Raw genomic sequence first — 11526 nt, forward strand, 5'->3', positions numbered from 1 at the left:
TCCGCGGCCGGGCCGCGGGCAGACTGGGGGTATGGACAAGCAGGAGCTGGGAGCCTTCCTCCGCAGTCGGCGTGAGCGGCTGCGGCCGGAGGACGTGGGTCTGCCCTCCGGACCGCGCCGGCGCACGCCGGGACTGCGCCGCGAGGAGGCGGCGGTGCTCGCGCACATCTCCACGGAGTACTACGTCCGGCTGGAGCAGGGCAGGGCGCCCAGGCCGTCGGGTGAGGTGCTCGCCGGGATCGCGGGCGCGCTGCGGCTCACCGACGCCGAGACCGACCACCTCCACGTCCTCGCCGGGACCGCGCCCACCCGGGCCCGTCTGCACCGGCGCGACGTCCGCCCGAGCATCCTCGCGCTGCTCGAACGACTGCCGAGGACGGCCGCCTTCGTGACGTCCGCCGTGTTCGAAGTGCTCGCCTGGAACGACCTGGCCGCCGCGCTCATGGAGGACTTCGCGCCCCTCACGCCGGCGGACCGCAACCTCGCCCGCCGGGTCTTCCTCGGACCGCGGACCGACGAGGCTCCGCTCTACGGCATCTCCGACGCAGCCGAGTTCCGCCACCACGCCGTCAGGCAACTGCGCACCACCCTGGCCCGCTACCCGACGGACCCCGACGTGACCGGCCTCGTCGACGAACTGCGCGACGGCAGCCGGGAGTTCGCCCGACTGTGGGAGCGGCACGACGTGCACGCCGCACCGATGCTCACGAAGACCTTCCGCCATCCGGCCGTCGGGGAGATCACGGTGGACTGCGACACGCTCGCCCTCACCGAACGCGACCAGCACCTCGTGCTCTACAGCGCCCCACCCGGGTCCCCCAGCGCCGAGGCCTTGGCCCTGCTGGACGTGCTGGGCACGGAGGCCGGCCACTACCGGCAGCGCTGAGGGTCCCGTCACCGACTCCGCCCGCCCTGAGTGATATTCGGTGGACACCTGACACGTCGGCGTCGAGCGTTGGTGCCATGAATGACGTGAACGACGCGGACGGCGTGACTGAGTTTGAGGCCGCGGAGGGCGCGGAGGGCGCGCACGCGAACGACATCTGGGACGCCGACACCGCCCAGCGCTACGACACACCCGGCTCCGGCATGTTCGCGCCCGAGGTGCTGGGTCCGGCGGTGGAGCGACTCGCCCAGCTCGCCGAGGGCGGAGCGGCGCTGGAGTTCGCCGTCGGGACCGGCCGGGTGGCGGTCCCCCTGGCCGAGCGCGGAGTGCCCGTCACCGGGATCGAGTTGTCCCGGCCGATGGTGGAGCGACTGCGCACCAAGGCGGACGAGGCGACGATCCCGGTCGTCATCGGCGACATGGCCACCGCCACCGCCCCCGGCACGTACAGCCTGGTTTACCTCGTCTACAACACCATCTCGAACCTGCTCAGCCAGTCCGCCCAGGTCGACTGCTTCCGCAACGCGGCCCGGCACCTCGGGCCCGGGGGCCGGTTCGTGATCGAGCTCTGGGTGCCGGAGCTGCGCAAGCTGCCGCCGGGGCAGGCCGCCACCGTCTGGGCGTGCGAGCCCGGGTACGTCGGCCTGGACACCTACGACGTCCTGAACCAGCTCGTCGTGTCCCACCACTTCCGCTTCGACGGGACGAGGAACGCGGAGCTGGGGCGCAGCCCCCACCGCTACATCTGGCCCGCGGAACTGGACCTGATGGCCCGGCTCGCCGGTTTCGAGCTGGAGGCCAGGCACGCGGACTGGTCCGGATCGGAGTTCACCGCCGACTCCCGCTCCCACGTCTCGGTCTACCGACTCCCCCACGCCGGCTGACCGGACGCGCGCCGCTCCGCGCCGATCACCCAGGTGACCGAACCGATCACCGATCACCGATCACCGATCACCGGCGTGACCGATCCCCGCCCCTGAGGGGGCCCGCCTCCTCACGGAAGAGTGACGTCATGCCTGTCGGGTCCGCGGCCGGGTACACGCAGCGCGTGCAAGCGTTCCTCGGTGGACCAAGGAGAGGGAGACGGACCGTGGCGGTGAAGGCAAAGGGTTGGGCGCACTCGTTCCCCATGTCCCAAGGGGTGCGCGCCGGGCGGGAGTGGACGCGCGGGCGGCTGGAGACCCTGCCGTGGACGGCCGCCGAACCGGACACGGTGGACGCCATCGTGCTGGCGGTGTCCGAGCTGATCACGAACGCGCACGTCCACGCCCACAGCGACGCCCAGCTGGTCCTCACCTGGGACGGCGACTGTCTCCAGGTCAGCGTCCACGACGAGGACCCGTCGCTGCCGCGGCCGCGCGATCCGGAGCCGGGCGCGGTCTCCGGACGCGGCGTGGCCATCGTGCGCGAACTCGCCGACGAGTGGGGAACGAAGTGCCAGCGGCACGGCAAGACGGTGACGGCGTGCTTCCGTCCCGCCGACCCCGCTGCCACCGCCCAGGCGCAGGCAAGCGGCAGTTGAGCGTTCGACGCACCGGTGAAGACGGCACTGGTGGAGACCGCACCGGTAGAGACCGCACCGGTGATGTCCGTATCGGCGACGTTCCCTGGGGAGGACAGGCGTCATGCTTCTGGCACGAGGATCGGGTGACGACCCCGACCGCTGGCTCTGGATCCTGGCCGCCGTCGCGCTGTACGCGGTGATCACCTATGGGCTGACGTACCGCGCCCGGGTGCGCCGTGGCTCCGCCCACCCGGCCCGTGACGCCGTGCGCGACCTCAAGGACCGCGAGGACCCCCAGTCGCCCCGGCAGCGGTACGTCAGCCGTCTGATCATGCTGGGCGGAGCGCTGGTCGTCGGTCTGAGCATTGCCCTGACCAGCGGGCCCCTGCGGATCGTCGTGGCCGGTCTCACGGGCGCCGCGACGGTCATCGGGTGGGCCTACTACGACTTCCGCACGTCGAGGCGCACGCCTGCGCCGCAGTAGTCCGGGCCGCCAGTGGTCCCCGGGGACCACTCATCAGCCGGCTCCCGCTCCCCCATCCACTCCCGCTTCCCACCCCTGCGGCGACCCCTCGCGCTTAGCTGCTGATCTTGTCCAGCTCGGCCAACGCGTCCTCGGGGAGCACCAGTCCCGCCCCCGCGACGTTCTCGCGCAGGTGCGCCACCGACGAAGTGCCAGGGATGAGCAGGATGTTGGGCGAGCGCTGGAGGAGCCAGGCCAGGGCGACCGACATCGGCGTCGTGTCGAGCCGGTCGGCCACGGCGGACAGGGCCGTGGACTGCAGGGGGCTGAAACCGCCGAGCGGGAAGAACGGCACGTAGGCGATGTCGTGCGCGGCGAGGTCGTCGATCAGGTCGTCGTCCTGGCGGTGGGCCAGGTTGTACAGGTTCTGCACGCAGACGATCGGTGCGATGCTCCGCGCCTCGTCGACCTGGTCCGCGGTCGCGTTGCTCACCCCGAGGTGCCGGATCAGGCCCCGCTCCTGGAGTGCGACGAGGGCCTCGAAGGGCTCGGCGAGGGAGCCGGGCAGGGGACCCAGGGCGTTGCCGAGCCGGAGGTTGACCACGTCGAGGGCGTCGAGGCCGAGGTCCTCCAGGTTCTCCTCGACGGCGCGGCACAGGTCGTCGGGCCGCCGGGCCGGGGGCCAGCCGCCCTGCTCGTCGCGGACGGCGCCGACCTTGGTCACGATGTGCAGGGCGTCGGGGTACGGGTGGAGTGCTTCACGGATCAGCCGGTTGGTGACGCGGGGTCCGTAGGCGCCGGCGGTGTCGATGTGGGTGATCCCTTGTTGGACGGCCTCACGCAGGACGGCGAGCGCGCCGTCGTGGTCGGCGGGCGGCCCCATGATCCCGGGGCCGGCGAGCTGCATGGCGCCGTAGCCGAAACGGCTGACGGTGAGGTCGCCGAGGGTCCAGGTGCCGCCGGGCAGTGCGGTGGAGGGCGTGTTCATGGTGGTGTCTGCGTCCTTCTGTGGTCGAGGCGTGCTGGAGAGCCGCCTGACGGGTGGGCCGGACGGGTCGGGTGTCGAGCGGTGCCGGGTGCTCACCGTGCTCACCGTGCTCATCTGAGGCGCCCGCGCGGAGGCCACGCTCGCGTGCCGCAGCGCGGTGACCGGTGCGCTGTGACCAGTGCCCTGTGACCGGCACTGGCGGCGGCGCCCGCCCCGTCCCTGCCGTCGATCCTCACCCGCGGGTGCCGGGCGCATCCAATACCGGCCCGGTGGCCTGTGATACCCGGGAGGTATCACAGGCGTACGCTGGGGCCGTGGACGCCCTGGAGACCCGCGAGCTGAGGTACTTCGTCGCCGTCGCCGAGGAGCTGCACTTCGGCCGCGCCGCAGCGCGCCTCGGAATGGCCCAGCCGCCGCTGTCGCGGGCGATCCAGCAGCTCGAACGGCGTCTCGGCGTGCGCCTGCTGGAGCGGGACCGGCGCGGGGTCACCCTGACCGGCGCCGGGGAGATGCTGCTGCACGAGGGCCGCGCGGCGCTCGACGCGGCCACCGCCGCCGTCCGCCGCACTCGCCGGGCCGGCGGCGCGGACGGCACCGGGAGTTCCCGCAACCGCCTGGTGCTCGCGGTGAAGGCCGGCTCGTCGCACGAGCTGCTGCACAAGCTCCTGGACGCCTACGCCGCCGAGCCCGGCGCCGCCGAGGTCGAAGTGCTGCCGAGCGGCACCTGCGAGCAGGGGGAGATGCTGCGCGACGGCCGCGCGGACGTGGCGCTCATGCACAAGCCGTTCAACTCCCTCGTCGGGTTCGACAGCGAGGAGCTGATGACCGAGGGGCAGGTCGCGATCCTGCCGGCCGGACACCCCCTCGCCGCACGCGGGTCGCTGACCGTGGCCGAGGTCACCGACCTCCCCGACCTCCCGCTCGCCCGGTGGGCCCGGGACGGCGCGTACCCGCCCGGGCCCGGCCCGGAGATCCGCGACCAGACGCAGCTGGCCCAGCTGATCGCCCTCGGCCGCACCGTGGCCGTCTTCCCCGAGTCCGCCCGCGCCTGGCTGTGGGCCGAGCACACCGCCGTCCCGCTGACCGACGCGCCGCCCGTGGTCACCCACATCGCCTGGCCGGCGCACAGCCGTTCCCTCGCCCTGGCGGCCCTGATCCGCACGGCCACGCGCCTGTAGTCGACCTCGCGCGCCCAGTGAGCGCGGAGCCGGCCGGACGGGCTACTCCCCGTCCGCCCGGCCGGGGTGCTGCGGCCGGTGATGGTCCGTCAGAATGCCTAGTAGATCGGTGAGTTGCTCTTGCTGCTCCGGCGTGAGCGGGGCCAGGAGTTCCCGCTGGGCGTCGGTGATGAGCGTGTCGAGGCGTTCCAGGCGGCGCCGGCCGGCGGAGGTCAGGGTGATGACGTTGCGGCGACGGTCGGCCGGGTCGGGGTCGCGGCGGATGCAGCCGGCGTCGGACAGCTGGTTGAGCACCGCGACCATGTCGCTGCGGTAGATGCCGGTACGGCGGCTCAGCTCCGCCTGGCTGGCGGCGCCGGCCTCGTCGAGCGCGACCAGGACGGCGAAGTGCCACTTGTGCGCGCCCTCGGCGGCCAGCCGGTCCCCGACGAGCCGGTCGGCGACAGCGGCGACCCCGGCGAGCAGGCGACTGGGGATGACGCGCAGCCGGGCCGGGGTGGCTTCGGGAGTCCGTGCCGGGATGGCTCCGGGGGTCGAGCTCATGGGTGGGTCCTCCGCCTCAGAACGGCTCTTGTGTTAGTGCCACTAACAGTCTACCTTCGTTAGTGCGACGAACGTTAGCCACACCAACGTTCCTGTCATCGACACGTCTGGAGCGCACCCATGATCGAGCCGTTCCGCATCGACATCCCGCAGGCCGACCTCGACGACCTGGCCGGCCGCCTCTCCCGCACCCGCTGGCCCGACGAGATCGCCGACGCCGGGTGGGACTACGGCTTTCCGCTGGCGCGGCTGCGGGAACTCGCCGAGCACTGGCGCACCGGGTACGACTGGCGCGCGCACGAGGCCCGGCTCAACGAACTGCCGCACTTCACCACCGGGATCGACGGCCAGACCGTGCACTTCGTCCACGTGCGGTCCCCGCGACCGGACGCGCTCGCACTGGTCCTCACGCACGGCTGGCCCGGTTCCTTCCTCGAATTCCTGGACGTCGTCGAGCCGTTGTCGCGCGACTTCCACCTGGTGATCCCGTCCATCCCGGGTTTCGGCTTCTCCGGCCCCACCCACGAGCGGGGGTGGGACGTCACGCGGGTCGCGCGGGCCTGGGCGGAGCTCATGCGCCGTCTCGGGTACGAGCGTTACGGCGCGCAGGGCGGCGACTTCGGCTCGGGCATCTCCCTGGCGCTCGGGGCGGTGGCGCCCGAGCAGGTCGTCGGCGTGCACGTCAACTACCTGCCGACCCGGCCGGACCCGGACGCCGGCGTCGCCCTGTCCGCCACGGACGAGGCCCGGCTGGACAAGGTCAGGCAGCTCATGGCCAACCGGCCGCCGTACCAGGCGCTCCAGGCCACGACCCCGCAGACCCTCGGCTACGCCCTGACCGACTCACCGGTCGGCCAACTCGCCTGGATCGCCGAGCGCTTCGCCCAGTGGACCGATCCGCGCACGCCCGTCGACGACGAGCGGATGCTCACCGACGTCTCGCTGTACTGGCTGACCGCCACCGCGGCGTCCTCGGCACGCCTGGGCCGCGAGTCACAGCGGCAGGCCCCCCGTTGCCCGGCCCCGGTGGGCGTGGCGGTGTTCGCGCACGACATCACCCAGTCGGTACGACCGCTCGCCGAGCGCCTGTACGACATCCGGCACTGGTCGGAGTTCGACCGCGGGGGTCACTTCGCCGCGATGGAGGTACCCGAGCTGTTCGCGGAGGACGTGCGGGACTTCTTCCTCTCCGGCCTCAAGCAGGACTAGGGACCATCGTCCTCCTGGTCCGGGCCTCCCGGTAGAGCTCCGCCAGCGCCTCGGCCATGCCCGAGACCGGGAACCGGGAGTTCACCGTGTCCCGCCCGGCGCGGGCCATGCGGGAGCGCTGCGGCTCGGGCAGGGCGACCAGCCGCTCCAGGTCCTCGGCCAGGGTGGCCGACGACGCGGTGTCCAGGAGGACGCCGTTGACGCCGTCGCGCAGGTAGTGGGCCACTCCCCCGCGGCGCGGGCCGGCGGCGGGCAGCCCCGCCTCCATCGCCTCGAGGACGGCGAGGCCGAACTCCTCCTTGGCGCTGGGGCACACGTACCAGGCGCGCGGACCGTGGACCGGGTCGCCCAGGGCGTGTTCCAGGCGTCGTACCGCCGCGTTGGGCAGGGCCGGACGTACGGCCAGCCGACGGGCCGCCTCGGGATGCCCGGCGACGAGGGACCGCAGGGCGTCCCTCATCTGCTCCTCCTCCGCCGTGGGGCGCTCGGCCGCACCGCCCACGAGCACCAGCGTGCTGGTGCGCCACAGACCGGCGGTGAGCCAGGCCCGCAGCAGCACGTCCTGCTGCTTGACGGGGTGCAGGCGCCCCACGCACAGCAGCAGCGGCAGGTCCCGGTCGGCGGGCGCGAGTCCGTCCGGGCGGTGCCCGCCGGAGAACAGTTCGGCGAGCAGGGCACGCCGAGCCGCGTCCTCGTCCTCGGCGGGGCGGTAGGGGGCGATGCCCTCCGGGGGCGCGGGCGGGCCGGCGGGACCGTGGCGGGCGGCCAGCAGCGGGAAGTGCCGGACGAGGTCGCGGGTGCCGCTCGGACCGGGGATCGCCACCACGGTGGCGGCGCGGTCGACGAGGCGGTCGGCGAGGAAGACCCGGTGCAGGGCGTCGCGGAGGCGGTGGGCCCGCTCCGGGTCGCGCGGGTCCGCCTGCCGGTGGCTCTCCACGAGGCGGCGGTGCGGATCGGGCGTCGCGGTGAACACCAGCCGGGCGTCGACGCTGTCGGCGGCCTGGGCGAGGGCCAGGCTGCCCTCGTCCGCGTAGCGCACGTGCAGGACGTCCACGGGCCGCCCGAGCAGGCCGAGCAGCCGGGTGGCCCACCAGGCCAGCGCCGGCCGGTGCTCCGGCAACCGGTGCTGCGGGGGCGGGCCGTCGGAGTCCACCGGCAGCCGGAGCAGCCAGTGCCCGGCGTGCCGCTCGCTCAACAGGCTGACGCCCGACGCCAGTTCGGCCTGCCCGGCGGTGACGATCGTGAGGACGCCCGCGAGGGAGCCGAGGTCCGCGAGGGCGTCGCCGAGGGCGCCCAGCAGCACGGACAAGCCGCCGCTGGCCCCCTGCCCCGGGGTGTCGAAGCCGCCCAGCAGCATGCTCTGCGCCACCAGCGGACCGGGTGCCCGGCCCGGACCGTCCGGCAGGGTGAGGTCCCGGCACAGCAGCAGGGCCTCGTACGGGTCGGCCGCCTCGGCCACCGGCGGCAGCAGCCGGCCGCCCGTGGGGTGCCCGTGCAGATGGCGCCAGAGGGCGTGCCGGATGGCGCGGCCCCCGGGCCCGGCGAGGCGCACCGCCTCCTCGGGGTCGAGCGGCCACAGTCCGGTCGCCGTGGCGAGGTCCAGCAGTTCCGCCACGTCCGGCGCGCCGGGCGCGAGCCGCAGGAGGGCGTGGCGCAGCGCGTCGCCGCACCACTCCGGGCCGTGCGCGCGGACGGTGCCCGGCCACAGGTCGGCGAGCACCGCCGCCGTCCGCGGTCCCTCCGCCGTGTGGGCGAGCAGCGCTTCCGGCGTGAGCGGCACGCCGAGCCGGGCCGCCTGCCGGAGGGAGGCCACCGCCACGTCCTCACGACCGAGTCCGGCCGCACGGCCGTGCGCCGCGCCCCGAGGCATCAGCCCGTACTCGGCCTCCAGCAGCAGGGCGAGGTCGTCGCCCCCCACCGGGGACGGCCCGGGCCGCCACCGTACGGCCGGGGAACGGGTGAAGAAGGCGCGGCGGGCGTCGACCAGCGGGTCCCCGTCGGCGCGGGAAGGCGGCGCGAGGCAGTCGTCGGGCCGGGTCATGGGGGTGGACGCGGACACGGGGGCTCCCTTGAGTGGTCGTTCGAGGGGGGTTCGTCAGCGGGGCGAGGGCCGGATGCGCGGGCGGGAACGTGCAGCGTTCCGTTCACCGCCTCCGGGGTCCGGCCCGGGGCGGGTCCTTCAGGTCACCGGGGCGCCGTCTGCCCGGAACCTTCTCCCTCCGCCTGCGCCCAGGGCGCCATGTCTTCTTCCGCCTGCGTCACGGGGGTCACGAGCGTCAGGAACCGCCCCACGCTCAGGTGCGCCTCCGACGGATGGTGCAGGGCGCGGTCCGCGTCGATGGTGTACCGGGTGTTCCGGCCCACGCGTCGCCGGGTGAGGTACCCGGCGGCCTCCAGGTCACGGACGACGTTCGACGTGGCCCGTTCGGTGATGTGGCACGCCAGGGCGATGTCCCGCACGCGGCAGGCGGGGTCACGGGCGATGGCCAGCAGGACCCGGGCGTGCGCCGTGAGGAACGCCCGTGCTCGGACCGTCGGGTTCACCGGGAGACCTGCCCTTCGTCAACGACCGGCGGGGGCGAGCTCCCCGTCTCCGTCAGAGGAGGTCACGAGACGGGGAACTCACCCACTCTTCCGCCCGGGTCCGGCTCCTGGATGCGGCTCCCGGATGCGGCTTCCTCCCACGGACCCCGAATCCGATGCACGATCGCTGCGAGTTGTTCCTCAGGACGGTCGCGCGGAGGCTGGGCGCACGGTCCTCAGGCGTGCGTGAGGGCAGCGGTCCCACGGTCGTGGGCCCCGCACAGCCTCGGAAACGGGAGTGGTCGATCATGACAACCACACGGACGGTTCCTCCGACGACGTCCTCCGCGCACCACCACGGGTCCGACGGGTCCGAAGGGTCCGGCGGGTCCGGCGGGTCCTGCGGGTCCGACCTCGCCACCCGGTTCGCCGCCGGCGACGAGTCCGCACTCGCCGAGGCGTACCGCACCTGGGGCGTCATGGTGCAGGGCATGTGCCGCCGCACCCTGGGCGACGTGCACGAGGCCGAGGACGTGACGCAGACGGTCTTCCTCGCGGCCTGGCGCGGTCGCGCCGGGTTCCGCCCCGAGCGCGGTGCGCTCTCCGCCTGGCTGGTGGGCATCACCCGCCGCAAGATCGCCGACGCCCTGGAGGCGCGCAGCCGCCGCGCCACCCTGGTCGCCACGGCCGGCTCCCTGCTCACCGTCGGCGAAGGACCGGGGGACGCGGACCCGCAGTCGGCGCTCGACCGCGTCCTGATCAGCCAGTCGCTGACCGAGCTGAGCGCGCAACAGCGGACGGTGATCGAACTGGCCTTCTTCAAGGACCTCACGCAGACGCAGATCGCCCAGGTCACCGGCTGGCCCCTGGGCACCGTGAAGAGCCACACGCGCCGGGGGCTGCGGCGCCTCGGCGACTGCCTGAGCCACCACTGAGGCCCCCGTCCAGGGGCCGGACCGCTGTCGCTCGGCCGGCACTCGACCGACCGCGCATCAGCCACGAGCCCCTGTCCGACGACTGACCGACGCGGGAACGATGCAAGCTCGGAGCCTCGACCGATCGCCCCTCCGCTCCCGGCCGACCTCGCCCCGCCCGCATCCGCGGATCCCCTCGCGCCGGAAGAGCGGGCATGGCGACCCCCCAGCGTGACGAACTGCCCGTCGCGGGGCTGACCACCGGCCAGCTCGCCCGTCTGCTCGGTGTCTCCCCGACGACCCTGCGGTCGTGGGACCGCCGCTACGGCTTCGGGCCGGCGTCCCGGGCCGACGGACGCCACCGGCGCTGGTCACCCGACGACGTGGCCATGGCGCAGGAGATGTGCCGGCTCACCGCCACGGGAACACCCCCGGCCGAGGCCGCACGCACCGCGCGGCTGCACGCGCGTGGCGCCGACGGCACGGGCGGGCCGGGCGAATGGTCCCCGGTCCCGTCGGACGGGACGGACGGGACCGCAGCGCGAGCCGGGAGCGGGCTGCCGCTCGGACGCGTCCGGTCCGAGTGCCGCGGGCTCGCCCGTGCCGCGGTGCGGCTCGACGCGGAAGAGGTGCGGGAGCTGTTGCGGCGGGCCGTGGCCCACCACGGTCCCGCGGTGGCGTGGGAGGAGGTCATGTCGCCCGCGCTCCAGGCCGTCGGACGCAAGTGGCAGTCCTCGGGCGAGGAGGGCGAACAGTACGTCGAGGTGGAGCACCTGCTGTCCTGGCACATCTCCGCCGCCCTGCGCCACTACTACCTGGACGCCGCACGCCCCCGCCGCGCCGCCGCCGGGCTTCCCGTCCTGCTGTCCTGCCTCCCGGGGGAACAGCACACGCTCCCGCTCGACGTGCTCACCGCCGTCCTCGGCGACGAGGGCCTGGCGGTCCTCATGCTGGGCGGATCGGTACCGGCCGACGCGCTGATCACCGCGGTACGGCGCGTCGCGTCGCTCGCCGTGGTCCTGTGGGCCCAGACCAGCGACACGGCGGACCTGGCCCTCGCCCGCCGGGTCGCCGGGGCGCGCTGGGGTGTCCGGGGCGCGCGGACGCAGACGCCGGTCCTCCTGTGCGGCCCCGGCTGGCACCCGGTGACGGACGACGCGGAGCCGTCCGAACTCACCCACGTGACAAGCCTGCACGACGCGGTGCGCACGCTCACCGGGCTCGGGCGGGAACGCCCCGCCCGGTGAGCGAGTGCCTGTGGTGCACGCCGTAGCGACCGCCTTCCTTCACCACGGCGTGCGCCTTCACGCGTAGGGGC

The 11526-nt window shown here is 74.1% G+C and carries 12 protein-coding genes; 8 read left to right on the plus strand and 4 right to left on the minus strand.

What is annotated here, in order from left to right; translation table 11 throughout:
- Window positions 1-31 precede the first annotated feature (31 nt).
- The 4 genes from AQJ30_RS34640 (at window position 32) to AQJ30_RS34655 (ending at window position 2874) form a co-directional block, all read left to right on the plus strand.
- Window positions 32-886 (plus strand): helix-turn-helix transcriptional regulator, encoded by an 855-nt coding sequence (locus tag AQJ30_RS34640; RefSeq protein WP_067241761.1) that lies wholly within the window; start codon window positions 32-34, stop codon window positions 884-886.
- 203 nt (window positions 887-1089) lie between these two features.
- Complete coding sequence (locus AQJ30_RS34645; RefSeq protein WP_245727281.1) at window positions 1090-1770, plus strand: class I SAM-dependent methyltransferase; 681 nt, start codon at window positions 1090-1092, stop codon at window positions 1768-1770.
- A gap of 206 nt (window positions 1771-1976) precedes the next feature.
- Window positions 1977-2408, plus strand: coding sequence for an ATP-binding protein (locus AQJ30_RS34650; protein ID WP_067241763.1), 432 nt, complete (start codon window positions 1977-1979; stop codon window positions 2406-2408).
- Between the two features lie 103 nt (window positions 2409-2511).
- Complete coding sequence (locus tag AQJ30_RS34655) at window positions 2512-2874, plus strand: UbiA prenyltransferase family protein (RefSeq protein WP_067241765.1); 363 nt, start codon at window positions 2512-2514, stop codon at window positions 2872-2874.
- A 94-nt stretch (window positions 2875-2968) separates the two neighbouring features.
- Here the strand turns inward: AQJ30_RS34655 and AQJ30_RS34660 are convergent, their stop codons facing one another.
- On the minus strand, window positions 2969-3841 hold the full coding sequence (locus tag AQJ30_RS34660; RefSeq protein ID WP_067241767.1) for an oxidoreductase: 873 nt from the start codon (window positions 3839-3841) through the stop codon (window positions 2969-2971).
- Window positions 3842-4155: 314 nt separating this feature from the next.
- On the opposite strand from AQJ30_RS34660, the gene AQJ30_RS34665 reads away from it, so the two are divergent.
- Window positions 4156-5019: a LysR family transcriptional regulator gene (locus AQJ30_RS34665; protein WP_067241769.1), complete on the plus strand. Its 864-nt coding sequence runs from the start codon at window positions 4156-4158 to the stop codon at window positions 5017-5019.
- 42 nt (window positions 5020-5061) lie between these two features.
- Here the strand turns inward: AQJ30_RS34665 and AQJ30_RS34670 are convergent, their stop codons facing one another.
- A complete protein-coding gene (locus AQJ30_RS34670; RefSeq protein ID WP_067241771.1) occupies window positions 5062-5562 on the minus strand; it encodes a MarR family winged helix-turn-helix transcriptional regulator in 501 nt (166 codons plus the stop codon).
- 120 nt (window positions 5563-5682) lie between these two features.
- Here AQJ30_RS34670 and AQJ30_RS34675 point away from each other — a divergent pair, with 120 nt between their 5' ends.
- Entirely contained in the window at window positions 5683-6771 is a 1089-nt protein-coding gene (locus tag AQJ30_RS34675) for an epoxide hydrolase family protein (RefSeq protein ID WP_067241773.1), read from the plus strand.
- Here the strand turns inward: AQJ30_RS34675 and AQJ30_RS34680 are convergent.
- A complete protein-coding gene (locus AQJ30_RS34680; protein ID WP_107119776.1) occupies window positions 6758-8830 on the minus strand; it encodes a glycosyltransferase family 4 protein in 2073 nt (690 codons plus the stop codon). The two genes, AQJ30_RS34675 and AQJ30_RS34680, sit on opposite strands and share 14 nt — an antisense overlap.
- A gap of 125 nt (window positions 8831-8955) precedes the next feature.
- Window positions 8956-9315, minus strand: a complete 360-nt coding sequence (locus AQJ30_RS34685; protein ID WP_067241774.1) for a MarR family transcriptional regulator — start codon at window positions 9313-9315, stop codon at window positions 8956-8958.
- A gap of 287 nt (window positions 9316-9602) precedes the next feature.
- Between AQJ30_RS34685 and AQJ30_RS34690 the strand changes: the two genes are divergently transcribed.
- Both AQJ30_RS34690 and AQJ30_RS34695 read left to right on the plus strand, forming a co-directional pair.
- Window positions 9603-10229 carry an RNA polymerase sigma factor gene (locus tag AQJ30_RS34690; protein WP_079084499.1) on the plus strand — a complete coding sequence of 209 codons (627 nt, stop codon included), beginning with the start codon at window positions 9603-9605 and terminating at the stop codon, window positions 10227-10229.
- 194 nt (window positions 10230-10423) lie between these two features.
- Window positions 10424-11455 (plus strand): MerR family transcriptional regulator, encoded by a 1032-nt coding sequence (locus tag AQJ30_RS34695; RefSeq protein ID WP_067241776.1) that lies wholly within the window; start codon window positions 10424-10426, stop codon window positions 11453-11455.
- The last annotated feature ends 71 nt before the right edge of the window (window positions 11456-11526 follow it).

It is taken from the genome of Streptomyces longwoodensis, from assembly GCF_001514125.1.
In the GTDB taxonomy this organism is placed as follows: Bacteria; Actinomycetota; Actinomycetes; order Streptomycetales; family Streptomycetaceae; genus Streptomyces; species Streptomyces longwoodensis.

Bases quoted from the DNA above. Each gene is read 5' to 3' on its own strand.
- AQJ30_RS34675 (WP_067241773.1), top strand. From the start codon at position 5,683: ATGATCGAGCCGTTCCGCATCGACATCCCGCAGGCCGACCTCGACGAC.
- AQJ30_RS34695 (WP_067241776.1), top strand. From the start codon at position 10,424: ATGGCGACCCCCCAGCGTGACGAACTGCCCGTCGCGGGGCTGACCACC.
- AQJ30_RS34670 (WP_067241771.1), bottom strand. From the start codon at position 5,562: ATGAGCTCGACCCCCGGAGCCATCCCGGCACGGACTCCCGAAGCCACC.
- AQJ30_RS34655 (WP_067241765.1), top strand. From the start codon at position 2,512: ATGCTTCTGGCACGAGGATCGGGTGACGACCCCGACCGCTGGCTCTGG.
- AQJ30_RS34640 (WP_067241761.1), top strand. From the start codon at position 32: ATGGACAAGCAGGAGCTGGGAGCCTTCCTCCGCAGTCGGCGTGAGCGG.
- AQJ30_RS34660 (WP_067241767.1), bottom strand. From the start codon at position 3,841: ATGAACACGCCCTCCACCGCACTGCCCGGCGGCACCTGGACCCTCGGC.
- AQJ30_RS34645 (WP_245727281.1), top strand. From the start codon at position 1,090: ATGTTCGCGCCCGAGGTGCTGGGTCCGGCGGTGGAGCGACTCGCCCAG.
- AQJ30_RS34690 (WP_079084499.1), top strand. From the start codon at position 9,603: ATGACAACCACACGGACGGTTCCTCCGACGACGTCCTCCGCGCACCAC.